The organism is uncultured Gemella sp., assembly GCF_963529685.1.
Lineage (GTDB): Bacteria > Bacillota > Bacilli > Staphylococcales > Gemellaceae > Gemella.
In genome coordinates this window covers 1-25,139 of sequence record NZ_CAUSAI010000001.1, presented here as the reverse complement: position 1 = coordinate 25,139, position 25,139 = coordinate 1, and the positions used below count along the sequence as shown (strand labels likewise).

29 protein-coding genes, 2 pseudogenes and 1 other annotated feature are annotated in these 25,139 nt (G+C 31.2%); of the genes and pseudogenes, 7 read left to right on the top strand and 24 right to left on the bottom strand.

The features are described 5' to 3' along the window. Positions 1 to 217: 217 nt before the first annotated feature. The 7 genes from RWS90_RS00150 to RWS90_RS00120 form a co-directional block, all read right to left on the bottom strand. Complete coding sequence (locus RWS90_RS00150) at positions 218 to 1,852, bottom strand: Na/Pi cotransporter family protein (RefSeq protein WP_314547861.1); 1,635 nt, start codon at positions 1,850 to 1,852, stop codon at positions 218 to 220. A 224-nt stretch (positions 1,853 to 2,076) separates the two neighbouring features. Continuing rightward, positions 2,077 to 2,358, bottom strand: coding sequence for a 50S ribosomal protein L27 (gene rpmA, locus RWS90_RS00145; RefSeq protein ID WP_003145565.1), 282 nt, complete (start codon positions 2,356 to 2,358; stop codon positions 2,077 to 2,079). Between the two features lie 5 nt (positions 2,359 to 2,363). Further along, the gene (locus RWS90_RS00140; protein WP_314547859.1) at positions 2,364 to 2,693 is read right to left on the bottom strand and encodes a ribosomal-processing cysteine protease Prp; all 330 of its coding nucleotides are present in this window, start codon (positions 2,691 to 2,693) and stop codon (positions 2,364 to 2,366) included. 2 nt (positions 2,694 to 2,695) lie between these two features. After that, the gene (gene rplU, locus RWS90_RS00135; protein ID WP_003144981.1) at positions 2,696 to 3,004 is read right to left on the bottom strand and encodes a 50S ribosomal protein L21; all 309 of its coding nucleotides are present in this window, start codon (positions 3,002 to 3,004) and stop codon (positions 2,696 to 2,698) included. Between the two features lie 19 nt (positions 3,005 to 3,023). Then, positions 3,024 to 3,095 (bottom strand) — a sequence feature (ribosomal protein L21 leader region). 134 nt (positions 3,096 to 3,229) lie between these two features. Beyond that, positions 3,230 to 4,114 (bottom strand): membrane protein insertase YidC, encoded by an 885-nt coding sequence (locus RWS90_RS00130; RefSeq protein WP_314547858.1) that lies wholly within the window; start codon positions 4,112 to 4,114, stop codon positions 3,230 to 3,232. Between the two features lie 125 nt (positions 4,115 to 4,239). Continuing rightward, complete coding sequence (locus RWS90_RS00125; RefSeq protein WP_314547857.1) at positions 4,240 to 5,520, bottom strand: solute carrier family 23 protein; 1,281 nt, start codon at positions 5,518 to 5,520, stop codon at positions 4,240 to 4,242. Positions 5,521 to 5,830: 310 nt separating this feature from the next. Beyond that, a complete protein-coding gene (locus tag RWS90_RS00120; RefSeq protein ID WP_314547856.1) occupies positions 5,831 to 6,346 on the bottom strand; it encodes a YbhB/YbcL family Raf kinase inhibitor-like protein in 516 nt (171 codons plus the stop codon). 656 nt (positions 6,347 to 7,002) lie between these two features. Here RWS90_RS00120 and RWS90_RS00115 point away from each other — a divergent pair. Together RWS90_RS00115 and RWS90_RS00110 are read left to right on the top strand one after the other, a co-directional pair. Next, complete coding sequence (locus RWS90_RS00115) at positions 7,003 to 8,160, top strand: amidohydrolase (RefSeq protein ID WP_314547855.1); 1,158 nt, start codon at positions 7,003 to 7,005, stop codon at positions 8,158 to 8,160. Positions 8,161 to 8,162: 2 nt separating this feature from the next. Further along, positions 8,163 to 8,444: a peptidase dimerization domain-containing protein gene (locus RWS90_RS00110; protein WP_314547854.1), complete on the top strand. Its 282-nt coding sequence runs from the start codon at positions 8,163 to 8,165 to the stop codon at positions 8,442 to 8,444. 73 nt (positions 8,445 to 8,517) lie between these two features. Here RWS90_RS00110 and RWS90_RS00105 read toward each other — a convergent pair whose 3' ends face one another. The 10 genes and pseudogenes from RWS90_RS00105 to RWS90_RS00060 form a co-directional block, all read right to left on the bottom strand. Next, positions 8,518 to 9,102, bottom strand: coding sequence for a uracil-DNA glycosylase family protein (locus RWS90_RS00105; RefSeq protein ID WP_314547852.1), 585 nt, complete (start codon positions 9,100 to 9,102; stop codon positions 8,518 to 8,520). Between the two features lie 49 nt (positions 9,103 to 9,151). Then, entirely contained in the window at positions 9,152 to 9,286 is a 135-nt protein-coding gene (locus RWS90_RS00100; RefSeq protein ID WP_314547851.1) for a hypothetical protein, read from the bottom strand. Then, on the bottom strand, positions 9,262 to 9,663 hold the full coding sequence (locus RWS90_RS00095; RefSeq protein ID WP_314547848.1) for a recombinase family protein: 402 nt from the start codon (positions 9,661 to 9,663) through the stop codon (positions 9,262 to 9,264). The genes RWS90_RS00100 and RWS90_RS00095 overlap by 25 nt, the downstream gene beginning before the upstream one ends. Before the next feature lie 180 nt (positions 9,664 to 9,843). Next, positions 9,844 to 10,008: a hypothetical protein gene (locus RWS90_RS00090; RefSeq protein ID WP_314547846.1), complete on the bottom strand. Its 165-nt coding sequence runs from the start codon at positions 10,006 to 10,008 to the stop codon at positions 9,844 to 9,846. A gap of 16 nt (positions 10,009 to 10,024) precedes the next feature. Beyond that, positions 10,025 to 10,129: pseudogene (locus tag RWS90_RS00085) on the bottom strand (sigma-70 family RNA polymerase sigma factor); the annotation flags it as partial. 409 nt (positions 10,130 to 10,538) lie between these two features. After that, positions 10,539 to 10,775: a GntR family transcriptional regulator gene (locus RWS90_RS00080; protein ID WP_314547845.1), complete on the bottom strand. Its 237-nt coding sequence runs from the start codon at positions 10,773 to 10,775 to the stop codon at positions 10,539 to 10,541. A 2-nt stretch (positions 10,776 to 10,777) separates the two neighbouring features. Beyond that, positions 10,778 to 10,999, bottom strand: coding sequence for a DUF1648 domain-containing protein (locus tag RWS90_RS00075; protein WP_314547843.1), 222 nt, complete (start codon positions 10,997 to 10,999; stop codon positions 10,778 to 10,780). A gap of 19 nt (positions 11,000 to 11,018) precedes the next feature. Continuing rightward, a complete protein-coding gene (locus RWS90_RS00070; RefSeq protein WP_314547841.1) occupies positions 11,019 to 12,578 on the bottom strand; it encodes a hypothetical protein in 1,560 nt (519 codons plus the stop codon). Continuing rightward, positions 12,553 to 13,281: an ABC transporter ATP-binding protein gene (locus tag RWS90_RS00065; protein ID WP_314547839.1), complete on the bottom strand. Its 729-nt coding sequence runs from the start codon at positions 13,279 to 13,281 to the stop codon at positions 12,553 to 12,555. Before RWS90_RS00065 ends, RWS90_RS00070 begins: the two co-directional genes overlap by 26 nt. A 109-nt stretch (positions 13,282 to 13,390) precedes the next feature. Continuing rightward, the gene (locus tag RWS90_RS00060; protein WP_314547837.1) at positions 13,391 to 14,008 is read right to left on the bottom strand and encodes a TetR/AcrR family transcriptional regulator; all 618 of its coding nucleotides are present in this window, start codon (positions 14,006 to 14,008) and stop codon (positions 13,391 to 13,393) included. 172 nt (positions 14,009 to 14,180) lie between these two features. On the opposite strand from RWS90_RS00060, the gene RWS90_RS07825 reads away from it, so the two are divergent. Next, positions 14,181 to 14,339 (top strand): hypothetical protein, encoded by a 159-nt coding sequence (locus tag RWS90_RS07825; protein ID WP_399541368.1) that lies wholly within the window; start codon positions 14,181 to 14,183, stop codon positions 14,337 to 14,339. A gap of 180 nt (positions 14,340 to 14,519) precedes the next feature. Beyond that, a pseudogene (locus RWS90_RS07820) lies at positions 14,520 to 14,612 on the top strand (IS481 family transposase); the annotation flags it as partial. Positions 14,613 to 14,776: 164 nt separating this feature from the next. Here RWS90_RS07820 and RWS90_RS00050 read toward each other — a convergent pair. The 3 genes from RWS90_RS00050 to RWS90_RS00040 all read right to left on the bottom strand — a co-directional run bounded on the left by RWS90_RS00050 (position 14,777) and on the right by RWS90_RS00040 (position 16,512). Next, positions 14,777 to 14,908: a hypothetical protein gene (locus tag RWS90_RS00050; protein ID WP_314547835.1), complete on the bottom strand. Its 132-nt coding sequence runs from the start codon at positions 14,906 to 14,908 to the stop codon at positions 14,777 to 14,779. An 18-nt stretch (positions 14,909 to 14,926) separates the two neighbouring features. After that, positions 14,927 to 16,285 carry a 23S rRNA (uracil(1939)-C(5))-methyltransferase RlmD gene (gene rlmD / locus RWS90_RS00045; protein ID WP_314547833.1) on the bottom strand — a complete coding sequence of 453 codons (1,359 nt, stop codon included), beginning with the start codon at positions 16,283 to 16,285 and terminating at the stop codon, positions 14,927 to 14,929. A 71-nt stretch (positions 16,286 to 16,356) separates the two neighbouring features. Continuing rightward, on the bottom strand, positions 16,357 to 16,512 hold the full coding sequence (locus RWS90_RS00040) for an SE1561 family protein (RefSeq protein ID WP_003144715.1): 156 nt from the start codon (positions 16,510 to 16,512) through the stop codon (positions 16,357 to 16,359). A 243-nt stretch (positions 16,513 to 16,755) separates the two neighbouring features. Between RWS90_RS00040 and cls the strand changes: the two genes are divergently transcribed. Continuing rightward, entirely contained in the window at positions 16,756 to 18,273 is a 1,518-nt protein-coding gene (cls, locus tag RWS90_RS00035) for a cardiolipin synthase (RefSeq protein ID WP_314547831.1), read from the top strand. A gap of 62 nt (positions 18,274 to 18,335) precedes the next feature. After that, a complete protein-coding gene (locus RWS90_RS00030) occupies positions 18,336 to 19,271 on the top strand; it encodes a peptidylprolyl isomerase (RefSeq protein ID WP_314407026.1) in 936 nt (311 codons plus the stop codon). 72 nt (positions 19,272 to 19,343) lie between these two features. Here RWS90_RS00030 and pflA read toward each other — a convergent pair whose 3' ends face one another. The 4 genes from pflA to RWS90_RS00010 form a co-directional block, all read right to left on the bottom strand. After that, positions 19,344 to 20,135 (bottom strand): pyruvate formate-lyase-activating protein, encoded by a 792-nt coding sequence (gene pflA / locus RWS90_RS00025; RefSeq protein ID WP_314547828.1) that lies wholly within the window; start codon positions 20,133 to 20,135, stop codon positions 19,344 to 19,346. 151 nt (positions 20,136 to 20,286) lie between these two features. Continuing rightward, the gene (pflB, locus tag RWS90_RS00020; protein ID WP_314547826.1) at positions 20,287 to 22,527 is read right to left on the bottom strand and encodes a formate C-acetyltransferase; all 2,241 of its coding nucleotides are present in this window, start codon (positions 22,525 to 22,527) and stop codon (positions 20,287 to 20,289) included. 422 nt (positions 22,528 to 22,949) lie between these two features. After that, positions 22,950 to 23,420 carry a peptide-methionine (R)-S-oxide reductase MsrB gene (gene msrB, locus RWS90_RS00015; RefSeq protein WP_314547824.1) on the bottom strand — a complete coding sequence of 157 codons (471 nt, stop codon included), beginning with the start codon at positions 23,418 to 23,420 and terminating at the stop codon, positions 22,950 to 22,952. Between the two features lies 1 nt (position 23,421). Continuing rightward, positions 23,422 to 24,276, bottom strand: coding sequence for a patatin family protein (locus RWS90_RS00010; RefSeq protein WP_314547822.1), 855 nt, complete (start codon positions 24,274 to 24,276; stop codon positions 23,422 to 23,424). Positions 24,277 to 24,401: 125 nt separating this feature from the next. On the opposite strand from RWS90_RS00010, the gene RWS90_RS00005 reads away from it, so the two are divergent. Next, positions 24,402 to 25,001 carry an NAD(P)-dependent oxidoreductase gene (locus RWS90_RS00005; RefSeq protein ID WP_314547819.1) on the top strand — a complete coding sequence of 200 codons (600 nt, stop codon included), beginning with the start codon at positions 24,402 to 24,404 and terminating at the stop codon, positions 24,999 to 25,001. Positions 25,002 to 25,139 lie beyond the last annotated feature (138 nt).

Genomic DNA, 25,139 nt, shown 5'->3' with positions numbered 1-25,139 from the left:
TCTTAAACTTTATATAAATCGACTACTTTATTATATCACGAATACTATCATTTACAAAGAAAAAAACGAAAACATAGTAGAAATACAGTTGACTTCTCTATATTTTCGTTTATCTTTTTTTAAACTAATTGTATCTGATATAGTTTATATAAAACTAAAATTATTAAAAGCATTATAACAAATAATATAATATATATTTTTTGTTTATTAGACATAGCTACATGCTTCCTTGAATTTCTTTTTCTAGTATGTTTCTAGTATGTTCACATACACGAGTAAAGTGTTGGATTAAGTCCATATAAACTACACCTGCTGGAATCTCACAATCTCCGTCTTTCATACGTTGAGTATGTTTTTTACGCGCAGCTTTTTCTAAAGCATAAATATTTTCACATGCTGCTAACGCCGCACCAGCAACAGCTATATTGTTTTCTTCTAACGATTTAATAGTTTTTAAAATTATATCATTACAAAGCTCATACATTTCTTGTACTTCTGCTTTTGCACCATCAGAGAATTTTAATTTTTTTCTAATTTGATAATCTACTGATAGTACGATATCTCTAGCATGGTCTCCGATTCTTTCTATATCACGAGTTCCATCTAATAATGTTGAAGCTATTAACCCTTCTTTAGGGCTAAGTTTTTCCCTAAATAATAGAGTCAAGTAGTCTGTCATTTGTTCATCAAAGGTGTTTATTGCATCTTCGTAAGTCTCACCTTTTTCACGAAGTTGTTCATCACGATTCATAAAGTATTCTACTGAGTTACGTAAACTTTTCTTAGATAAGATTAACATTTCTACGAATTCTTTTTGCACTTGACCTAAGGCAACTGCAGGCGCACTTGCAATAAGTGATTTATCAAGATACTGTGTACTGTACTTGATTTGTTCGTCTTCTCCTGGAATAATCTTAGTTACAATAATAACCAAGACACTAATGAATGGAAATTGTAATATAGTATTTAAAACATTAAATGTACCATGTGCTGATGCAATAGTCATTTTCGGTTCTAAACCTAATGTTATTTCTAAATATTGAATAAATGCTTCATAAGGAACTATTGCTATTAAACATATTATAGTACCAATAACGTTAAATAACACGTGAGAAGCCGCAACACGTTTTGCCGCAATATTACTACCTATCATAGCTAGCACAGCAGTTGTAATAGCTGTTCCGATGTTATCTCCAAATATAACTGGTAATGCTCCGTGTAGGTTTAGGGCAGCATCAGCATATAAGTTTTGTAATATAGCGATAGTCGCTGCTGATGATTGAATTAAAACAGTTAAAAATGTACCTACTCCTACCCCAACTACCGCACTATCATTTATGTGCGTTAAAATATTTTGAAACCACGGCATATCTCTCATCGGCCCCATAGCTGTTGACATCATTTTAAGAGCATAGAAAATACCCCCAAAACCAAATATAACACGACCTATATTATTTACCAATTTAGCACGAGTAAAGAATAAAAACGCTGCTCCTAAAAATATTAAAGGAAGTGAATATTTAGAAATGTTAAAACCAATAATAAACGATGTTAATGTTGTTCCGATATTGGACCCCATAACAATAGCGATTGCTTGTTTCGTTTTTAATAAACCAGCCCCTACTAAACTAACTGTTATTACAATTGTTCCTGTGCTTGACTGAATAAGTATCGTAACTATAATCCCAGCCAAAACAGCCATAAGAGGTTTCGCTGTATATTTGTCTAAAACATATCGCATTTTTTCTCCAGCTATTAATTGAAGTCCGTCACCCATGTATTTGATACTGAATAGGAATAATCCCAGACCTCCTAAAAATGAAAATAAAATTTCTTGCAAAAGCGCTGACACTTTTTTGTCCTCCTAGTATATGTTATGTGTATCATTAAACACACAAGTAAATTTTACCATATAAATTTTAAAAGTACAACAAAAATCTGAAACTAGAAATATTAAAATATTATTACAAATGTTTACATTAATTACTTAATATCAAAGCCTTATAACTATAATATTTTCTCAAAAATAAAAAAGGTATTTACATATAATGTAAACACCTCTTTTTATTATGCTTATTAAGCTTGTGGATAAACAGAAACTTTTTTACGGCTACGTCCGTATCTTTCGAAACGTACAACTCCGTCAACTAGTGAAAATAGTGTATCATCTCCACCTTTTCCTACGTTAGTTCCTGGCCAAATTTTTGTTCCACGTTGTCTGTATAAGATAGAACCTGCAGTTACGTACTGACCATCAGCTCTTTTAGCACCTAAACGTTTTGATTCAGAGTCACGTCCGTTTTTAGTAGAACCTACCCCTTTTTTAGATGCGAAGAATTGTAAATTTAATTGTAACATCATGTCTATTTCACCTCTCTTACTTCAATAGTTATATAATCTGAATAATTTTCTTCAATTGTTTTTAATGCAACTAACATTGCATTTAGTAGAAGTTGCTCTTTATCTGTAGATTTTAACGATCTATATGTTATATGTCCAGTCACATCTTCGTTAGCCGAAATGTCAAACTCTACATCTTCATCTAGTTCATCTACTGCATTTATTAAACCGAATACAACAGCAGAAACACCTGCACAAACTATATCAGAACCATGCTCTGCATAATCAGCATGCCCATCAACTGTTACTTGTTTAATAAATTCAACTTCTTTTACGATTTCCACCTTAATCATGATTAAGCGTTAATTTTTTCAACTACTAATTTAGTGAAAGGTTGACGATGACCTAATTTACGGTGATTGTTCTTTTTAGGTTTGTATTTAAATACTGTGATTTTTTTACCTTTACCTTGAGCAACTACTTTAGCTGTTACTGTCGCACCAGCTACTAAAGGAGCACCAACTTTTGTAGTTTCTCCACCTACTAATACTACTTCGTCAAAAGTAACTGTAGAATCTACTTCAGCTGCTAACTTCTCAACTAAGATTGTTTGTCCTTCTTCAACACGTAGTTGTTTCCCACCTGTTTTAATTACTGCGTACATATCTGCACCTCCTTAAATATTTTTTACTAAGACTCGCCATACAAGGTGGATTTCTCTCTTATTTACCTTATACGTGCGGTTGTAGTAGCTATTTAGGAGCTACACAACAATACAATTCTAACATATATATACCCCAACGTCAACTATATTGATAACTTTTCTTACTTTTTTTTCAAAAAAATTAGATCAGTGAACTTAAATACTGATATTCACTGATCTAATCTATTATTTACGTTTTTTCTTATTAGAAACTAATGTAACTTTTTCTGGATCAAATGCTTGTTTCTTTTGTTTTTCTGGTTTATACGGTGGATATAAAGCATGTCCTAAGTAAGTTTGGAATATCATGAATAATCCCCCTACGATATAGTACACAGCTACCGCTCCAGCTACCCAGAATGAAAATACTGTAATCATTATCGGTGATAGCCATTGCATCATGCTTTGCATTTGTTCTTGACCTGGTTGACTTGGTGTTGGCATTAAACTCATCTGTAATTTTGTTTGAATAGCATACACAACAAATGCGATTAATGGTAATGTATATGAACGAGTACCAAGACTGAATACTCCAAGGAATGTAGAATCAATAATTCCTGCTGAATATAGCGGGTTAGTCAGCGTATAGAAAATCGCCATTAAGAACGGCGCTGGTATAAGAACTGGTAAGCATCCACCAAGACTTAATGGCATCGCACCATATTTTTTCATAATAGCCATTTGTTCTCTTTGTAATTCCATAAGTTCGCTACGCGCTTGCATTTTTTCTTCATTAGATATAGCTCTTGCTTCTTTTTCTTTGGCAGCTTGTTGTTTCTTTTGAACTACGTCTAACTCTGGACGAGCTAATTCTTGTCCTTTTCTTGATTTATTTTGTATTTTATAATTATTTAACATAAACGGAAGTACTAATAATCTGATAATCAACGTAATAATTACAATTGACCATCCCCAACTTCCTGTATACTCATAAATTTTTGCTAAGAATATATCCATCGGTTTTACGAATGTTTCATAAAACGTTCCAGATCTGTCATACGCTGAACAACCTGACAATGTTACCATCCCAAGCAAACCTAATAAAATTGCTGATAGTTTTTTCAATTTCATTCTCCTTATATTTTATTTCTACTTTGTAGTTTTAATATTTTTTACTAATATTATACACCTAGTAAATTATATCAGATAAAAAAGAGGTAGTCAAACTATTGTCGACTAACCCTTTAAATTTTTATTTATTTTTTATCTTCTTTCGGTAAGAATGCATTTAATAACACACCGCTGATTGCTGCAAGAGCCATTGCTGGAAGTTCGAAGTTAATGCTTTCGAATTTCAACATTGCTCCACCTACACCTAAAACGATGATTACTGATGAAATTACTAAGTTTCTGTTGACACTTAAATCTACTTTTTCATCTACTAACATTCTAAGTCCACTTGAAGCGATTATACCGAATAGTAAAATCGATACACCACCCATAACCGGTGATGGAATTGTAGAGATTAGAGCAGAAAACTTACCTACAAAACTTAAGATAAGTGCAAATACCGCTGCTCCTCCTAACACGAATACAGAAAAGATACGAGTAATGGCAAGAACTCCAATGTTTTCACCATATGTTGTGCTTGGTGGACCACCTAAAAGTGATGCAAACATCATCGCTGTTCCGTCAGCTAAAATTGAACGGTGTAATCCTGGATCTTTTAAGAAGTTTCTTCCTACTACTTCAGATAATACCATTTGGTGACCGATATGTTCGTTAATAGTTACTATAGCAATAGGTACCATTGCTAATGCTGCTACATTCCACTCAGGTACATATGTTACAAATGGAATAGTGAACTTCGGTAAGCTAAACCAAGGAGCATCGATAACTGGCTGGAAATCAACTAATCCTGCAATTACAGCAACGATATATCCAAACACAATCCCTAATAGTACTGGTATTTGTTTAGCAAATCCCCTTAAAGCTACACAACAGAAGATTGTTGCTGCTAATGTGATAAGAGCTACTAAGAAGTATTTTAAATCATAAACTTTAGCTCCGTTTACAGTTTTGTACATAGCCATATTTATTGCTGTAGGAGCAATTCCAAGTCCAATAACAATAATAATAGGTCCAACTACTACCGGTGGTAAAAGTTTAAGTAGCCAATTTACACCAAATTTATAAATTAACATTGCTACAACACCATAAACTAAGCTGGCTAAAAATGCACCAAGCATTGCTGTTTCAACACTGTGAGTAGTTGAAAGCACAATAATCGGATTAATGAAGGCAAATGAAGATCCTAAATACGCAGGAATTTTACCTCTAGTTATTAATAAATACGTAAGCGTTCCAATACCTGATGTCGTTAAAGCAGTACTTGCTGGTAATCCTGTTAAAATCGGCACTAACACCGTCGCTCCAAACATTGCGAATAAGTGTTGTAAACTTAACGTTACCCATAGAGCTAAGTTAGGCTTTTCATGAACATCTAGAATTGGTTTTACTCTTGTTTTTTCTGCCATTCTTCTTCTCCTTTTTTTATATTCAAACTTTCATAATTATATCACATGAATAGTCAATTTGAAAGTGTTTTTTTCTATTTTTTTGAATTTTTTCGAAGTTGTTAATTCCCAAAGTAAATTCCAGTTCAAATAAAAAACTGGAATTTAACCTAAAACTATTTTTTAACTGAAACTTAAGTTGAGACTTCAATGTTGTCATTCCCAGTATCCTAAAAAGAGCTAGATAATAAAATACTAATAGATTTCTTTATTATTTACTACAATTTTTCTAAAAGTCCTTTGATTTCAAATGTTAATGATAATTCTTAATTTAAAATTGACCAATAACAACAGCAGCAGCTCTATCTAATGTGATTGGATTCACTGCATCTAATAATTCATTATAGTAAAAACCACCCTCTAAACCTGTTTTATCTGATAATGCGAAAACTTCAATTGTGTATCTATGATCCTTATCAGGTGGTGTTGGTCCAACAAAAATTGAATCAATTTCAGTAAAATCCATCCCCAATAGTGGGCTAGAAAAACTATTTTTCCCCTGTTTAATAGAATTTTTATAGTCTAAACTATAGTTTTCAGGAATAATAACCTTATTATCCACTACCTCTATATCAGTGACAAGCCAATGAATCCATGGGAACGAACAAACTGGAATAGCATCATAGTCTATTAATGTAATAGCTACATACTTTGTTCCTTCTGGCAACTCTGTTATCTCAAACGGAAATGAACGTACTGGATTATTCTTAATAACATTACCAGGTTCTGCTTCTTTCCCAAATCGTTTAGGTAAAATATTTTCATTAAAAGGTAAGTTAATCTTCATTTTCAATCTCCTTTACAAATAAAATTAAATAATATATGAATTATATTATAAATTCAATAAACATGTCAAGGGTAAAGAAAATTCGCCAAAAAGCTAGACAAACTTATTAATTTCTCAAATAATAGAGTAATTCTAAAAAAGCTTTTATAAAGTTGTATTTACATATCAATAAACCACTGCGTCTATGAATTCTCATAAAAATTTTGAATCAAACCCTTTGTTTTCCGCCTAAATATACCATAGTTTTAGGCGATTGTTAAAGATTTAGGCGATTATTTATATTCTTTACTTTGTACTTCTGAGTTACTCCCATCAGTGAAATTTCTCCTTGATGACTAATCAATGACTTCATGCTACATTTTCTCATCCTCATCCTTTTCTTCCCCATCTCGCACTAGCAATCGCAGCCGAGATAAAGCCTACTATATAAGAATGTAGCTATAATAATTTTTATCATAACTTTCCACCTGAATAGTTTTAGTAATTTATAATTCATTCAAATTTCAGTACTTCTTTATTCGTAACGTTTATAACCTTTTACACATAGTATAACAAAAAATAGAATTAAAAAAATTTTCTTTAACAATTCTCTATTTAATAATAATATTTATGCTATAATTAAACTTATAATTTATAAACGTAATCTGGAGGTTTTTATGATTGAAAAAATTATACAAGATGAACTTGAAAAATTTTATCCAGAAATGATTAAACTTCGTCGCTATATGCATATGCATCCTGAAGTTTCATTTAACGAGAAAAATACAGCAAAATTCATTAAAGAATATTTAGAAAAGATTGGAATCACTGATATTAAAACAAATGTCGGCTTAAATGGTGTAGTTGCAAGAATTAAGGGACAAGATTCTTCAAAAACAATTGCTTTTCGAGCAGATTTTGATGCTCTCCCTATAAACGATGCAAAAGATACTCCATATAAATCTACTATCCTCAACGTAATGCATGCTTGTGGGCATGATGGTCACACAACAGCATTGCTTGCAACGTGTAAAGTTCTAATAGATCATCAAGAAGATCTCCCACACGATGTTGTTGCAGTTTTCCAATACGGTGAAGAACAAGCTCCAGGTGGAGCAAAACCTATGATAGATGCTGGTTGTTTACAAGGTGTTGATGCAATATTTGGAGCTCATCTTTGGACACCACTTCCACTTGGAACTATCGGTTATTGCTATAAAGAACTGTGTGCTGCTGCAGATAGATTTGAAGTAAAAATCAACACTAAGGAAAATGCTAATATCATTGCTGCAGAATTTGTTAGTATGACTCAACAAATAGTTTCACGATTTTCTAAACCGAGAGAGACTCTTGTCATCACTTTAGGAAAATTAGAGAGTTCTATTGAAGGAGCAAGTATTACTGGAACAATCAGACACTTCAACAAAGAACTTCATAAAATGGTGCTAACTAAATTTCAAAATCTATGCAAAGCTCTAGAAAATGAATATCCTAGCACTAATATAGAATTTATTTATTACGGAGGTTATCCACCTCTTATAAATCACAAAAAAGGAACAATAGAAATTCAAAAAGCAACTTCTAAGATTCTTCCGGATATTAAACAGTTGGAAATTGAACCACTTATGATTGGAGAAGATTTTGCATATTATGTTGAAGAAGTTCCCGGAGCATTTTTCTTAATCGGTGCAGGGAATTCTACCTTCGCTAAATATCCACACCACCATCCAAACTTCGATTTTGAAGAAGAAGTAATGAAACAAACAGCTTCAATATTCTTAACACTAGCATTTGATTCTGCCAATGTAATAAAAAATCTTAAGGAGGAACAATAGCTATGAATACATATTTAGTTACTATTTATGGTAAAGGTGGACACGGTGCTGAACCTCATGAAGCCATTGATACAACAGTTATCGCTGGTGAATTTGTAAGAAAAACTACAAAATATAAAAATATAGAAATAATATCCGTCAAAAGTGGTGATGCTTTTAATGTAATCTCTGGTAAGGCAGAAATTAATTTAAAAACAGATAATTTAGAACAGTTAAAAACAATACTATCTTCACTGCTTATATATTACGGTGAGCAGACTAGGTTTGAAATAATAGAAAATTAAAAAGACTGAGGTAATTCGAAACCATAATTTCTATGGAGTCTTCAAATTATCTCAGCCTTTATTTTTTAAAAATTTATTTCTGTAATATTTCCTTCACCCTTTTTTGTAATTCCGGCACTACTTTTTCGATAAACCACGGATTTTTATTATGCCAACGGAAATTTAATGGTGAAGGGTGAACAATTGGAAAATAACGTGGTAAATACTGTTCATAGTTAAACACTGTTGCTGTTAAATTCTCTTTTTTATCATTTCCCAAGTAATAATCTTGTGCGTATTTTCCTACAAGAATAATAAGTTCAAGATTAGGCATGAGTTCCAAAACTTTAGCATGCCATTTAGTTGCAAAGTTCTTTCGTGGTGGTAAATCTCCACTCTTACCTTTCCCAGGATAATAGAAATCCATCGGTACTACACCTATTAAACCAGACTTATAAAATATTTCATCGTCTATTCCCATCCACTCACGAAGTTTAACCCCACTTTTATCATTGAAGAAGATTTTACTCTCTTGAGCTTTAATACCAGGAGCTTGACCTACTATTAATATTTTAGCTGTACTAGGTGTAGAAAATAACGGTTCTATTCCTTCATCCGTGTATTTTTTATTATCACTGTCTTCCATTATTTCTTGTTTCAATTGTTCAAAACTATCCATATTTTTCCTCTAAAATTTATTTTCTAATAAATTCTACTACCGCTTCAACTTACTCATCATTGTCCAAACTTATATTTAGATTTTCATCAATAATAGGTAGCTTAAAAGTAATGGATTTTAGCCATTGCCCACTCGCCTGTTTCTCTTCATAAATTTGAACTATGGAGCAAATCCACCATTCCATTTACCCTCTCTTGCCTTTTGAATACGGCCTTCCATTGTTTGGACACGAATGTTTTCTCTTTCTATTTCAGCCACTGCTGATAAAACAGAAATCATCAATTTACCTGCATCTTTAGATGAATCAATTCCATCTTCAACGCAAATAAGATTTACTCCAAAATCTTGCATTATTTGCAAAGTCGAAAGTACATCAGCAGCATTTCTTGCAAATCTCGATAATTTAAATACAAGAACGAAAGACACTCCAGCCTTTCCGGATTTTATATCTTCCATCATACGAGTAAACTGAACTCTACCTTCTATAGATTTTCCAGACTTACCTGCATCTTCGTATTCACCAACAATCTCATAATCATTATAGAGAGCAAAAGCCTTCATTCTTGATTTTTGTGTCTCTAAAGAATAACCGTCTATCTGTATTTATGTAGATACTCTTGTATAGAGGTATACTTTTATTTTTTCTTTTGACATAGCATTAACCTCAATATCCTTTTTCTATATCTTTATATTTTTACCAATTATGGTTTTGACTTATATATGAAGTATATTATATCACTTTTATTTCTTTTTCTCAATCCATGTCTTTGCCATGTCAAATTTATTTTTATCTTCTATATTTTTTACTGGAGTTGGATTTGGAAGGTTATCTAAATCTAAAACTCCAGCATACTTTGTAATCAGATTGGCTATCAAATCAGCCAATCCATTCCAATCATTATCCACTAATACACCTCCTCCACTCTAAATACTTTTCATGTTCTCTTTCCCGCCAGTAGACTTTGTATATATCCTCACTGACTTTGACTTTTTGTCCATCTACATATAGATAATATTCTTTTTTCATTTTGAAGTCCTCCGTTTCTTTTAGCCGACTGTTTTTCAGGCAAAAAAAGGAGGACTTCTACACTTTGGCATACGAAGTCCTCTAAAACGGAAGAATAAGAATACTCCTTTAGCTACGCTTGCGTATTTCAGCTTGCATCTGAAACAATAACCTACTATAGAGATTATAGAAAAGAGGAATATTTTGTTTCTTTGGTATTTCTAACATTAGATGTTTAGATTCTTCCATATTCGTTTCCTCCATTTTATCAATAATCTAAATAGTCAGTATCTTTATCTTCTTCACACATAATTGATTTTTATTCATTTTTTAAGTTTCTATTCTATCAAATAGTTTGATAATCTCAGAATCCGAAAAATCCTAAGGCATATAGTTTTTTAAACAATATTTTTGTTAGCCTGTTAAAATTCTAATTTCTTAACTCAATTATTTTCTTCTCACTTTCAATAACCAAAAATCCTTTACTTCCACGACTAACAATCAACCCCTGTTTCTCAAGAACTTTTAATGCTTTTTGGACGGTTGCAGGATTACATTCTTCCCTCTCTGCTAAAGTCCTTATGGGAGGCATCTGTTGCCCCGGTACATACTTATCTCTTAAAACAGTTGCTCTTATCACAGATACTATTTGTAAATATGGATACATATTTACTTAGCCTTTTTATTTTTCCTTCCTCGCATAAATTTCCAATAAGCAGAATACGGAATAACCGTAGCAAACAGAAGATAATATTTATTAGCAAATAAATCTGCAACTCCTTTTGCATTGAAATGAACAGGAACTTTCTCTGGGAGAAATATGCAAATAATAAATATTACAACAATCATTAATATCAACACCAAGACATCTTTTAACAGTCCATCTTTCATACCATTTTTCCTCCTTGAACTAAATAAAATTTAACTTGCTAACTTTTATATAAACTTCGCTTGAAATAACAAGTAAAGTAACTGATATTATCTGCAAAACTGGTGTTATCGAAAGATTTAAAAACCAATTAAGAAGAATTGGTGTAATGAGTGCAATTATCCCAATAAGTCCAGACACAATAACAGGCATGCTCTGCTTTACAACCATCATCTCGCTTTCCCATTCATAATTTGGATACTTTTTATTTAGGGAAATTCCTATCACTGTTATAAAGATCGAATAGCATATAGGAACAATTATTAGGTTAATAACTTGAATAAAGTTCATATCAAGTTTTAGCGTAAATGCAAATATGGAAATCATATACCCAATCAAATGAAGTGTAAGGTTTACAGCTATCTTGGAATTTAAGATCATTTTTACCTTAACAGGAGAGCTTTGCAAAATCCAAATGTTTTTTCCTTCTAAAGATATCGCTGAAGCTGCCGGGCAACTGAGCGAGAGCATAGATGCAATAAATAATGGAGCAAAATTTGAGAGATATTCATTTATATTTTCTATCCCTGAAGACTCTCCTATTTGTTCTACAGAATTAAAAAGCAAAAATATACTAAAAACACATAAAAGTATTACACCGAGGCCTGCATTCAAGACCGCCATGTACGAGCTTAAAAAGCGTCCCATTTCTTTTTTATACAAGGCAAGAAATATCGATTTTCTATTATAAGATTTTTTGTTATCAGAATATCTTGATGTTGTTTTAGCAAGAGTATTAAGCAATCCATACTTCATCGCAACAATTTTTACAAATATATAAAAAACTGCTGTTGAAAAAGCAATAAATAATCCCATTCCAATATACATTGGAAAATTTGTGTGTTGCACGAATAACCCGGATATTGGGTACAGTCCTGTAATTTGCTTAGAAAGCATGATCTCAATGCTGTCTTCATTACCTGATTTCATAGCTGACACTGCAATATATCCAATTATGCCTATCATTGCAAATGAAAAGATTAGAGCAATAACATTTTTCCTCTTAAAATAAGATGAAACAGCAACAACAATCATTCCCATACATGCTGCTATGCACATAGGTATCAATGGAACAAAAATCATGGAGATAAAATACAATATAATCTGTAATACATTTAAGCTTCCGTTTAATACCCAAACAATGCCCCCCGGAAGCATAAATATGAATCCTATTAAAAAGTTCAATAAATACATAAACATAAACTTGCTACTTATAATGTCTGAGCTTTTTAAAGGTAGCGATAAAAGCGTTTCTATATCACGACTACCAAATAAAATTCCATTAGAATAAAATATTGTCAAAAATAATATTGAAAAACTTGATACCGCAACCATATAAGCCGGTATCAATTCCTGCTGTCCAACTTGTACCAGTGTTTTGGCTGTCATAATATTATAGACACAGAAAAATATAGCAAGAGTTATTATTCCAAAACTTGCAATAACAACAGAGCTTTGCTTTTTATTTCTCGGCTCTCTAATTTCGTTGATTGGAAAAAAATTTATCAATTGGGCTCTAATTAGTATCCAAATTTTGCTCATTATCTTGTACCTCCATGAAAAAAGTTTCCAAAGTTTTATCACCTTTGACTTCTTCTGTATTTCCGCTTGCAATTAACTTTCCATTTTTTATAATTGCAATTTTATTACATAATTTTTCTGCAACATCCAAAACATGTGTTGAAAAGAAAATAGCTCCTCCATCTGACACGCATTCGTGCATTACTTTCTTTAGTAGAAAAGCTGCTTTTGGATCAAGTCCTACAAAAGGTTCATCTAAAATTAGTAACTTTGGAGAATGAACCAGTGCAGAAATAATCGCTGTTCGTTGCTTCATACCATGTGAATATGAAGATATCATCCCCGAAAGATGCTTAGTCATTTCAAATAAATCACTATATTTTTGAATTCTTTCTCTGCGTATTTCAGTAGAAATTTCAAATAAATCTGCAATAAAATTGATGTACTGAAATCCCGTCATATGTTCATATAAGTCTGGATTATCCGGAATGTATGCCATCATTTTTTTACAAATAACAGGCTCCTCTTTAATGGAATGCCCATCAATCGTTATACTTCCATTCTCAAAATCATGAATCCCAACTACTGCTTTTATTGTTGTAGTTTTTCCGGCTCCATTTGCACCAATGAATCCATAAATATCTCCAGACTGTACTGAAATGGATAGGTTATCAACAACTTTTTTGTCTCCATAAAATTTACTAAAATTATTTATCTCTAACATGCTTTTACCTCCATTGACAATTTGTCAGTTATTCTTTGAAATAATACCGATAGCTTTTTTAGCATTAGCTATCGGAACATTATTATTTTTACAAACATTCTATTCTTTTTCAATTGCTAAAGAGTTTTTTTGCATTTAAGCTTTGTTCAAGCATTATCTTAAATGCGTTTAAATACTCATTGACAGACTCTTTTTTTGAATATATTATACTTATATTATTTGAAACAAAAACATAAGCTGTCATAAGAAATTCCGCTGTCTCAGACGGATATTTTACAAAAAGTGTTTTTTCTGATATTCCTTGGTTTATTATCCTTTCAAAATATATTGTCAGTTTTTCAATAATCTTATGGGATAACTTATCTATCATATATCGATTTTCTTCAAGATCAACTGTTTTTTGTAACGCTGTTCCCTCTGCTGAAATATTTTCCGAAGATATAATTGTGGCATCTATAAAAGCTCTAATTTTTTCAATGGCAGTTTTATCTTCATCATAGACAATAACATGAATATCTTTCAATAATTTATCTGAATATTGTTCCACAAGACAATATAAGATATCTTCTTTATTCTTAAAGTGATAGTACAGCAAGCCTCTTGATATATTTACTTTGTCAACAATATCCTGAGTTGTTGTATTAGTATACCCTTGCTCTATAAATAGTAGCATTGCAGCATCCATAATTTCAGCACGTCGTATTTCCGGTTCTTTCACATCTCGCATTTTATACCTCCTATTTAAAGAATATCACATAACTGACATTTTGTCAATTGCATTTTCTCATTTCTCTTGAGTTTTATTGTAGTGTTACAATTGATGTGAGACAAAATATAAAAAAAGAAGAGTAAATCCTGTATAATGAAATTACGACAAATCAAAAAAGGAATTTACTCTTATGAAAACTATTATAACAGAAGACTTACAAAAAACACAACGATATATACCTCATACTTTAGAAACAAGATTAGCTGCGGTAAAAACATATAGAAATAAAAACTCTATTAACTTTATTTGTAGACGTTACAAAGTTTCTAAAGCATCTTTAATGCGTTAGAATAAAAAATATGATGGAACTAAAGAATCACTTATGGATAAGTCTCACAAACCACATTCTCAACATCCAAATGCTCATACCTCAGAAGAATTAAATCTAATTAAATGAAATCCTAATATTTCTATAATTGAACTATATGCAAAACTAAAATTTAACAAATGATATAATAGACATCCTAGAACTCCATGCCATAATGGTAAAGTTGAAAGAAGTCATAGAAATGATAATGAGCGCTTTTATAAATACTTATCTTTTTATTCTTATGATGACCTTATTAACTAAATGAAGAAATATCTATATCGTTCTAATCGACTTCCTATTCAGACTTTAGGGTGGCTAACTCCTGTTGAGAAAAGGCAAGAGTTACAGAGAAGCTAGTTTCTCTGTAACTCTATCATATCAGGTATTTATTTTTAGCTTTTTTTCTCTCACATCATTTACAAATGTACACTTTTAGTTACTTCAAAATTTAGCAAGTTTAAATTATCAAATTCCTCTGAAAAATTTTCTCTACTTTCTAGTTTATTATTTATTATCTCAATATTTGCTTTAAACTCTTCTAATTTCATAATCTCCTATTTTTCTCACTATTTTCTAACTAATTCAACTACCGCTTCAACTGCCGCTGTTCCTGGGAACATGTCTACTGGTTGAATACGTCTAATTTTATATTTTCTTGTTAGAACTTTTAAATCACGTGCTAATGTAGATGGATTACAGCTCACATAGACAATCTTCTTAGCATCAACCGCTAATAAGTTTTTAGCTAGTGGTCCAAGACCTACGCGAGGTGGGTCTACTATTGCTACATCGAAGTTGATTCCTTTTTTCTTCCAACGTGGTACTATTTTATTAGCATCTCCTGCAACATAAGTACAGTTTTTTAAGTTATTTAATTTAACATTATCATTAGCGTCTTCAATTGCAGCTGGAATAATATCAACACCGTATACTTCTTTACAATTACGGCTGACATACTGTCCAATTGTTCCAACTCCACAGAATGCATCTAAAACGACATCTGTTTCTTTCAGCGCAGCAAACTCAACTACTTTATCATAAAGTTTTTTAGTTGCTGGTGGATTTAATTGGAAGAATGATTTAGCTGAAAGTTCGTACTTAATATCTCCAATTTTTTCAACGATATAATCTGAACCATATAAAGTAACACTTTCTGTTCCCATTACCAGGTGATCTTTATCATTAGTGATATTTAATATTATACTTTTAACGATTCTTTCACGCTTAAGTTCATTAACGACCTTATCCATATTCTTAATCTTATCAGTATTAGCTACGAATGTTACTTGAACATCTCCATTATAGAATGAAGTTCTTGTCGCAATATATTTCACACCATAATTCTTTTTATTTGTAGAAATCTCTACTTTATATTTTCCTAGTAACTTCTTAGCTAAGTTTGTTATTTTATTACCATTCTCATGTAATGCTAAATCTTCATTAATTTCAACTAAATCGTTAGAACCTTCTTTATATAACCCTGCAATAACTCGCCCATTTCTAACAGCTAGTGGAAATTGATTTTTATTACGATACCCTTCTGTTACAGGACTCGCTAATGTTTTTAATACTAACTTATCAGGTTTTGGTAGTCTATAATATTTATCAAAAGCATCTAATAAAATTATACGTTTATACTCAAGTTGCTTTTCATAACTAACGTGAGCTAAGCCATAGGCACCACTTTCTGCATACTCGCGTTTAATTTCTACTCTATGTGGGCTTGGTTCTTTTACTTTAACAAGTTTTCCAATAATATATTTTGGTGTCTCTTCTACTATTTCACAAACAATAACTTCATCAGGTAAAGCACCTTTTACAAAAGTAATTTTCTTTTTATAATATCCTATCCCCTCACCATTAATACCAATTTTTTTAATTGTAAGTAAGACATTTAATTTTTTTATACCATTTTTCTTTTTCATCATATCCTCATTCATGAAGATAAGCTGAGTAAAAGCAAAACACTCCCACTTCAGCTTATCCATTTCTACTATTATTTTATAGTTTTAATTTCGTTATCTAATTCTTCTACTAATGCAATTAATCTATCAATTTGAGTTAAATCAACTTTTTCAGGTTCAATATTTTCTAACTCACTTGCAAAATCTTCAAATTTCGTTTTTAATTCTTCTAAAATATTATTAGGCATAACATTCTCCTTTTTTGTTCTCTATTCCATTATAATATAAATTTATAAAAATTCAACTCATAACACTAAAATATTATAAATTATTTTAAATAACAAATATTACTTTATATTCAACATTGTTCGTTTTTTCTATTTTAGTGTTATTTTAAATTTAATAGTATAAAATTAAATTACTTACCTATAAGCTTTATCAATAGACTTTTTGAAAGTTTTAAGGTACTATTAAGTTAGGAGTGATATATTATGAATTATATAAATTTACAATTATTAAGTATTAATATTTCTAGTATTTTTTACTATATAACTTCTATTTTTAATGATATAAATTTTGATATTGTACTGACTATATTTCTAATAATCAATACATTATTAGCATTCTCTATTGTGTTTATAGAATATCAAACAACAACATCTTCTTGGGCATGGATATTAGTGCTATTTCTAATACCATATCTGGGATTTGTTCTATATCTAATATTCGGAAGACCAATCTACAGAGAAAAAATCTTCCCTTGTTCAGATGAGGAGAAAATTGTATATCAACAAAATTTATTAAAAAGAACTGTACCTTATGCAATAACCAAAAATGAAGAAGTAATATACAAACACAGAAATCTAATAGAATTAAACTTTGAGACTGATAAGTCATTTTTATCAAAAAATAACCGTGTTCAGATTATTACAGATGGAAAAGAAAAATTTAGATTACTTTTTGAAGATATAAAAAACGCGAAGAATTATATTCACATCCAATACTATATTCTAAGGAAAGATGGAATTGGTAAGCAACTTTTTGATCTTTTAGAGCAAAAGCTATTAGAGGGTATCGATGTATATATACTTTATGATGATATCGGTTCAAGAAAACTCAGCATCTCTTCGTTAAGAAAACTTACAAAAAATAATGCAAAGATTAAAAAATTCTTTAAATCACAATTACCCCTTATCAATTTTCGTATGAACTATAGAAACCATAGAAAAATCGTTATAATTGATGGTAATATCGGATATACAGGGGGATTCAACGTTGGTGATGAATACTTAGGTTTAGATAAGAAATTTGGATATTGGAGAGATACTCACCTCCGAATAGAAGGTGAAGCGGTAGGTTCTTTAGAATACCGGTTCATTGATGACTGGAATTCTCAAACTACTAAGAAATCAGATCAGCTAAAATTAACTTCAGACCACGTTGCTACCCATGTGGATAATTATTTGCCAATTCAATTGGTTTCTAGTGGACCAGACAATAAAATACAAAAAATTAAATATGGCTACCTATATATGATCTCAAGAGCAAAAAAATATATTTATATCCAATCACCCTATTTCATCCCCGATGAAAGTGTAATGGATGCTCTTAAAATGGCGATATTATCTGGTATTGATGTTAGAATAATGGTTCCAAATAAACCTGATCATATTTTCGTTTATTGGGCTACCTATTCATTTATAGGAGAACTCGCCGAGTTAGGTGCTAAAACTTATATCTATGAAAATGGATTTATTCATACTAAAATGATTATAATTGATGATGAGGTTGCAAGCTTAGGTAGTGCAAACTTTGACTATAGAAGTTTTAAGCTAAACTTCGAACTTAATGCATTTATGTATGATCATAAAACAACAAAAGAATTTAGAAATTATTTCTTAAATGACATAGAAAAATCTACCTTAATTTCTTTTTCAAGGTATCAACAAAGAAGCTTATTAATTAAAATTAAAGAAGCCTTTGCAAGGTTGATTTCACCGATTCTATAGTTGTTTTATATTGAAAAATATGGTATATTAATACATATGTACATATAGGAGGACAAAATTTAATGAAAAAGTTTAAAAAAGCTATTTTACCTATAGCACTAAGTATTTCTGTTATAGGTTTAGCAGGATGCTCTGCTGGAGGAACTAAATATATTTCTAGTAAAGCAGGAGATGTAACTGAAAAAGACATAGTTGAAAGCATTGGAGCTAGCCAACTTTCAAAAACTGCTACAAGTATGATGATTCAAAAAGTACTTTTAGATAAATATAAAAATAAAATTGATCAAAAAGCTATAGATGAACAACTACAAAAAGCACAAGAACAATATGGTGGAAAAGATAAATTTGAACAACTTTTAAAACAACAAGGATTTACACTTGATAAATATAAAGATGGATTAAAAGTAAAATCAGCTCAGACATTATTAATCAATGATTACGCTGGAACAAATGATGATAAACTAAAAGAAAGCTATGAAAAAAATAAACACCAATATCACCTAGCACACATTTTAGTTAGCGTTAAAAGCGAATCAAATCCAAATGGATTAAGCGATGAAGAAGCTAAGAAGAAAGCTGAGGACGTTCTTAAAAAACTTAAGGATGGTGGAGACTTTGCTACTCTAGCAAAAGAAAACTCTAATGATACTGCAAATGCTTCTAACGGTGGAGACTTAGGTTGGTCATCTAAAGAAGATAATTCATTTGTAAAAGAATTCAAAGATGCAGCATATGCATTATCTAAAGATAAAGTTTCTGACGTAGTTAAAACTTCATTTGGATATCATATTATCAAAGTTATTGATGAAAAAGATTCTTCATTTGATGAAATGAAACCTATTTTAGCAGAAAAAGCTGCAGAAGAGGCTGTTAAAAAAGACTCTACAATTGTAAGTAAAGCTCTTAAAAAATTATTTGAAGAATATAATGTAAAATCAAGCAATAGCGATGTTGAAGCATACATTAAATCTATGTTAGAGGGAACTGCTTCACACTAATTAATAAAAGTGAGCAATTCAAAAATTGATTTCAATGAAATTACAACTTTTGAATTACTCACTTATTTTTTATTAGCTTATATCATCACGCGCACCTAGAATATCGATAGCATTTTTTATACGATCTTTTGTTGGTGGATTAATATCATTTAATTCATAATCAATTCCTAATTCTTTATACTTGAATTTTGCCATGTCATGATATGGTAATACTTCTACACGTTCAACTCCGTGTAATGTATCTATATATTCACGAAGTTTTTGTAGATAATAATCATCATCTGTCCACTTTGGAACAAGTACATGTCTTATCCACATTTTCGCCCCATGTTCACTTAAGAAATTAGTAAACTGAATTATATTTTTATTAGTTCGTTTTGTCAAACGCATATGATGCTCATCATCAATATGTTTAATATCCACTAAGAATAAATCTGTTAGTGAAATTAATTCCAAAACTTTTTTATTCATGCTAGGTGCATTAACATAGAATCCTCCACATGTATCAACGCATGTATTAATATCCAATTCTTTTAGTTTTCTAAAAAGCTCTAAGATAAAATCAATTTGCAGAAGTGATTCTCCACCACTAACTGTAACTCCTCCACCTTCACTAGCTTCAAAGAAATCACGATATTTTACTATCTCTTTTGTTAATTGATCCACTGTCATAACTTTAGCATCAGGATTATGCATCTTCCAAGTATCTGGATTATGGCAGTATTTACATCTTAACATACACCCTTGAAAGAATACTACATATCTTATCCCAGGGCCATCAACATTTCCGAAAGATTCTACTGAGTGAACATTAGCTGTTAATTCTTTTTTCTCTTTTACAGAATTCATTCCTACTTTTTCCATTATATGCGATTTCCTCCTTTTGCCATTCTATAGTTTAATTATATCGTATTCATCGCTACTGTGTAAACACTTTTACATTTATGTTTTTATTTTATTAATCTAAAAAAGTGGAGGCTTATAGCCTCCACCTTCTTTCTAATTATTTACTTAATTACATGAATTGGTGCATTGTACGGCTTAATACGTCACGTTGTTGTTCTGGAGTTAAACTGATTAGACGTACAGCGTATCCTGATACACGAATTGTGAAGTTTGGATAATCTTCTGGAGATTCAATAACTTTAAGTAATGTTTCTTTATTGAATACGTTAGTATTTAAGTGGTAACCACCTTTTCTGAAGTATCCGTCCATCATTGCTGTTAAGTTTTTGATTTGATCTTGTTTAGTTTTACCTAATGAGCTTGGTGTGAATGCAGCAGTTAAACTGATTCCATCACGGCTGTATTCGTATGGTAATTTAGCAACTGAACTTAAGCAAGCTAATGCTCCACTTTGGTCACGTCCGTTCATTGGGTTAGCACCTGGAGAGAATGGTTCTCCTGCACGACGTCCATCTGGAGTGTTACCAGTTTTCTTACCGTATACTACGTTTGAAGTAATAGTTAAGATAGAAGTTGTAGTTTCATCTGCACGGTAAGTTGGGTGTTTTCTAAGTTTAGTCATGAACACTTTAAGTAATTCAACTGCGATTTCGTCTGCACGATCGTCGTTGTTACCAAATGTTGGGAATTCACCTTCAATTTTGTAATCAACTGCTAATCCAGTTTCATCTTCGATTGGAGTAACTTTAGCATATTTAATAGCTGATAAACTGTCTACTGCTACTGAGAATCCAGCAATACCTGTTGCCATGAATCTTCTAACTTTAGTATCGTGTAATGCCATTTCTAAGCTTTCGTAAGAGTATTTATCGTGCATATAGTGGATTACGTTTAATGTATTGATGTATAGTTTACATAACCATTCCATGAATACATCGAATTTAGCCCAAACTTCATCGTAGTTTAATACACCACGTAGAGGTTCAGTTTTAGGTCCAACTTGGATACCTAATTTTTCATCACGTCCACCATTGATTGTGTATAATAAAGCTTTTGCTAAGTTAGCACGAGCTCCGAAGAATTGCATATCTTTACCAGTAGTCATACCACTTACACAACATGCGATAGATTTATCACAAGTTCCTAGGTAATCTGCTAATAATTCATCACTTTCATATTGGATAGCACTGTGGTTGATTGAAGATTCAGAACAGTACTCTTTGAATCCTGTAGGTAATTTAGTTGACCAAAGGATAGTTAAGTTTGGCTCTGGAGAGTTACCCATGTTATCTAATGTGTGGATGAAACGGAAGTCAGTTTTAGTTACTAATGATCTTTCAGCATCTAACATTTCACCAACGATTAATGTAGCCCAGATTGGGTCTCCTGAGAATAATTGGTTGTAGTCTGGAGTACGAGCGAATTTAACGCAACGTAATTTTAATACTAAGTGGTCAATTAATTCTTGAGCTTGAGACTCGTTAATTGTTCCATCTTGTAAATCTCTTTCAATATAAATATCTAAGAAAGTAGCGATGTTACCGATTGACATTGCAGCTCCGTTTTGTTGTTTGATAGCTGCTAAGTAACCGAAGTATAACCATTGAACAGCTTCTTTTGCTGTTGTAGCTGGTTCAGAAATATCGAATCCGTAGATTTTAGCTAATTCTTTTAATTCACCTAAAGCACGAATTTGTTCGTTAACTTCTTCACGGTCACGGATAACGTGTTCAGTCATAACACCGTCTGCTCCGATTTTAGCTAAATCTTCTTTTTTCCAAGCGATAAGTCGGTCAACACCGTATAAAGCTACACGACGGTAGTCCCCGATAATACGTCCACGTCCGTAAGCATCTGGAAGTCCTGTAATAACACCAGATTTTCTTACTAAACGCATTTCTGGTGTATAAGCATCGAATACACCTTGGTTGTGTGTTTTACGGTAGTCAGTGAAAATTTTGATAACTTCTTCATCTACTTCATATCCGTATGCTTTACAGCTGTTAACAGCCATGTTAATTCCACCGAAAGTCATTAAAGCACGTTTAAGTGGTTTATCAGTTTGTAAACCAACAACTTGTTCTAAATCTTTTTCGATGTATCCTGGTCCGTGAGAAAGGATAGTTGAAGGAATACTAGTATCCATATCTAATGTTCCACCAGCTAAACGTTCTTGACGCATTAAATCATTAAATTTTTCTACTAATTTAGTAGTAGCTTCAGTAGGCCCAGCAAGGAAAGATGCATCTCCTCTATACTCTGTATAGTTAGATTTAATAAAATCTACTAAGTCTACTTCTGTTTGCCATTTACCACCAACGAATGCTTTTTTTTCTGCAACTGTTGTCATATTAATGTCACTCCTTAAAATTTTTTATTATTATTGTGATAAATAAATTTATTAATTAAACTATTTGTTACACTCTTAGTGTACCTCAAGCATATTATTAAGACAATATTTTTCTCATTCAAAATGTGTACAATTTGTGTACAAAAGTGCTAATACAGTTTTTAAATAGTCAGATTTCGACCTTAAATTAATAGTCAATTCTCTATTAATTGTGTTGAAAATCCTTTTGTAAAAACTATGAAAACGTTAACTTTTAAGGTTTGTATTTTTAAAGTCTGTTTCAAGGTTTTAAAAAACTGTTATCATACTGTGGCTATGTCACTTATGTTTTAGAAGTGGAATTTTATAAAAAACAGTATTATTTTCTTCAAAATAAGAGAAGTAAACGATATCATCTATCATTTACTTCTCTTTTTTATCAATTATTCGAATATTTTTACCAATTCCGGATACCCTTCTTTTTCTAAATCTTCTTTCTTAATAAATCTTATTGACGCACTATTAATACAGTATCTAAGCCCACCCGACTCAGTAGGACCATCAGGGAAAACATGCCCTAAATGTGCATTCCCCACTCTACTTCTAACCTCTATTCTTTCCACATAATGCGAATTATCTTTGTAGTACCTAGTAACTTCTTTTTCTATTGGTTTAGAAAAACTAGGCCATCCACAACTAGATTTAAACTTATCTTTTGATGAGAACAGTGGTTCACCTGTTGTTATATCCACATAAATTCCTTCTTCAAAACTATCCCAATATTGCCCTGTATATGGTGTTTCTGTGGCACTTTCCATTGTAACAGCGTACTCAAGATCTGATAATTCTTTTTTTAAATCTTCTTTTGATTTTCTTTCAAATTCTTCTGGATTAATTTTAATTTCTTCTTTCATTTTAATTTTCTCCTCTATAATTTAAATATTGTTTTAAATCTTGAATTATAGTACTTCCATCTTTTACCCCTAAATTATAAACATGATTAAGTTTTTCTGTATCTTTTTCAAGCCTTTTTACAGTAATATCTTCACTAGGTCTTATAACAAATACTTTCCCTTGCTTTTCTAACTCAAGTATCCTTTCAACCGTTTCATTATAATCTTTATATCTATTTTCTAACTTTTCAACTAGATGAGGATATTTTTTATAGAACATTTTAAATTGTATACTTGTTGATTTTTTCTTTCTATATGTGATAGGTCTTGTTAGTATAACAATTATTTTGTCGTAATTTTGTTTTTCAAAAAAATCTATCGGTATGCTGTTTGCTATTCCTCCATCAAGATACTTTTTCCCATCTACTTCTATTATTTCTGAAATGAATGGTAATGCAGATGTCGCTCTTAACGTCTCCATTTGCAGATATGGATCATGGATTTTTATAAATTCCGCTTCTCCATTTTCAATATTAGTTACTGTCGCATAAAAACTAGTCTTAGACTCTTTGAACGTTTTATTGTCAAATACATCTAATTGAAAAGGAAGTCTGTAATATGTAAAATCCTTATTAATCAAGTTCCCTGTTTTTATCCAACTTTTTAAACTCATATATCTTTTATCATTTATATAATTAACATTGTAACGAAGTGCTCTTTTAGGTTGCTTAGAAACATAATTCACTCCAAACAGTGTTCCTGCCGAAACACCTACGATATCTGTAACCTCTATATTATTTTCCAAGAACACATCAAGGACACCAGCTGTAAATAGTCCTCTCATTGCTCCACCTTCTAATACTAAACCTACTTTCATTCAATCACACTCCTTTTTAAATTGATACTATTATATCATCTTTTATTCATTAGTTTAAATAAATTTACTTGAGAATCAAGTTATGTTACTATTTAAAACAAATAATAATTAAATATGAGGTACTTATGAATATATTACTAATCGGTGGCAATGGCTTTGTAGGTCAGGCATTAATTAAAGAATTTAAGAAACACAAAGTAAAAGTTAGCTACTTATCTAAAACACAAAATCACTTAATCACTGAAGAAGATGCCACTTGGATACGTGGAGATATTTTTGACCTTAACAATACAATGATTAAAGAAAGCTACGATATCAGCATTCATTTAATCGGAACAATTAAAAATAAATATCTATATTCAAAACTAAATACAAAAAGTGTGGCACAGACAATTAAATTATGTCAAAAACACAACATCAATAAACTCATCTACTTTTCTGCAAACGGTGGCTTCAAACAATATTTTGAAAGCAAGGTTGCTGGAGAAAGATTAGTAAAAGATTCAAAACTAAATTATCTAATAGTACGCCCAGGACTTATATACGGTAAAGGTAGACTTACCTCTTATTTCAATGTACTTCCGATTAAATTCTTCTCAAAATTAGGTATAACATTTTTCAAAAAAGTTTATCCTCTTCCTGTTGAAAAAGTAGCAGAGTCAGTAGTTAAAGCTATTCTCGATAACACTGATTCAACTATTATTGAAATAAAAGATATGAAATAACTATTCAGGATGACTTAAAATCTTTGTTTCTAAATAAAACAAGTTTTTAAGTCTATTTTTTATGACATTTGTCATATTACTTTATGACATTACCTACTAAAAGACACTCTCCTACTTTGATATAATTTAATTATCAAA

Bases quoted from the DNA above. Each gene is read 5' to 3' on its own strand.
- RWS90_RS00080 (WP_314547845.1), bottom strand. From the start codon at position 10,775: ATGTATCCATATTTACAAATAGTATCTGTGATAAGAGCAACTGTTTTA.
- RWS90_RS00030 (WP_314407026.1), top strand. From the start codon at position 18,336: ATGAAAAAGTTTAAAAAAGCTATTTTACCTATAGCACTAAGTATTTCT.
- RWS90_RS00125 (WP_314547857.1), bottom strand. From the start codon at position 5,520: ATGGCAGAAAAAACAAGAGTAAAACCAATTCTAGATGTTCATGAAAAG.
- RWS90_RS00050 (WP_314547835.1), bottom strand. From the start codon at position 14,908: ATGAAATTAGAAGAGTTTAAAGCAAATATTGAGATAATAAATAATAAA.
- RWS90_RS00040 (WP_003144715.1), bottom strand. From the start codon at position 16,512: ATGCCTAATAATATTTTAGAAGAATTAAAAACGAAATTTGAAGATTTT.
- rlmD (WP_314547833.1), bottom strand. From the start codon at position 16,285: ATGAAAAAGAAAAATGGTATAAAAAAATTAAATGTCTTACTTACAATT.
- RWS90_RS07825 (WP_399541368.1), top strand. From the start codon at position 14,181: ATGAAAACTATTATAACAGAAGACTTACAAAAAACACAACGATATATA.
- RWS90_RS00130 (WP_314547858.1), bottom strand. From the start codon at position 4,114: ATGAAATTGAAAAAACTATCAGCAATTTTATTAGGTTTGCTTGGGATG.
- RWS90_RS00005 (WP_314547819.1), top strand. From the start codon at position 24,402: ATGAATATATTACTAATCGGTGGCAATGGCTTTGTAGGTCAGGCATTA.
- rpmA (WP_003145565.1), bottom strand. From the start codon at position 2,358: ATGTTACAATTAAATTTACAATTCTTCGCATCTAAAAAAGGGGTAGGT.
- RWS90_RS00105 (WP_314547852.1), bottom strand. From the start codon at position 9,102: ATGGATAGTTTTGAACAATTGAAACAAGAAATAATGGAAGACAGTGAT.
- RWS90_RS00065 (WP_314547839.1), bottom strand. From the start codon at position 13,281: ATGTTAGAGATAAATAATTTTAGTAAATTTTATGGAGACAAAAAAGTT.
- cls (WP_314547831.1), top strand. From the start codon at position 16,756: ATGAATTATATAAATTTACAATTATTAAGTATTAATATTTCTAGTATT.
- RWS90_RS00120 (WP_314547856.1), bottom strand. From the start codon at position 6,346: ATGAAGATTAACTTACCTTTTAATGAAAATATTTTACCTAAACGATTT.
- RWS90_RS00140 (WP_314547859.1), bottom strand. From the start codon at position 2,693: ATGATTAAGGTGGAAATCGTAAAAGAAGTTGAATTTATTAAACAAGTA.
- pflA (WP_314547828.1), bottom strand. From the start codon at position 20,135: ATGGAAAAAGTAGGAATGAATTCTGTAAAAGAGAAAAAAGAATTAACA.
- msrB (WP_314547824.1), bottom strand. From the start codon at position 23,420: ATGAAAGAAGAAATTAAAATTAATCCAGAAGAATTTGAAAGAAAATCA.
- RWS90_RS00095 (WP_314547848.1), bottom strand. From the start codon at position 9,663: ATGAAGGCTTTTGCTCTCTATAATGATTATGAGATTGTTGGTGAATAC.
- pflB (WP_314547826.1), bottom strand. From the start codon at position 22,527: ATGACAACAGTTGCAGAAAAAAAAGCATTCGTTGGTGGTAAATGGCAA.
- RWS90_RS00075 (WP_314547843.1), bottom strand. From the start codon at position 10,999: ATGAAAGATGGACTGTTAAAAGATGTCTTGGTGTTGATATTAATGATT.
- RWS90_RS00115 (WP_314547855.1), top strand. From the start codon at position 7,003: ATGATTGAAAAAATTATACAAGATGAACTTGAAAAATTTTATCCAGAA.
- rplU (WP_003144981.1), bottom strand. From the start codon at position 3,004: ATGTACGCAGTAATTAAAACAGGTGGGAAACAACTACGTGTTGAAGAA.
- RWS90_RS00100 (WP_314547851.1), bottom strand. From the start codon at position 9,286: ATGGAATGGTGGATTTGCTCCATAGTTCAAATTTATGAAGAGAAACAG.
- RWS90_RS00070 (WP_314547841.1), bottom strand. From the start codon at position 12,578: ATGAGCAAAATTTGGATACTAATTAGAGCCCAATTGATAAATTTTTTT.
- RWS90_RS00010 (WP_314547822.1), bottom strand. From the start codon at position 24,276: ATGAAAGTAGGTTTAGTATTAGAAGGTGGAGCAATGAGAGGACTATTT.
- RWS90_RS00110 (WP_314547854.1), top strand. From the start codon at position 8,163: ATGAATACATATTTAGTTACTATTTATGGTAAAGGTGGACACGGTGCT.
- RWS90_RS00060 (WP_314547837.1), bottom strand. From the start codon at position 14,008: ATGCGAGATGTGAAAGAACCGGAAATACGACGTGCTGAAATTATGGAT.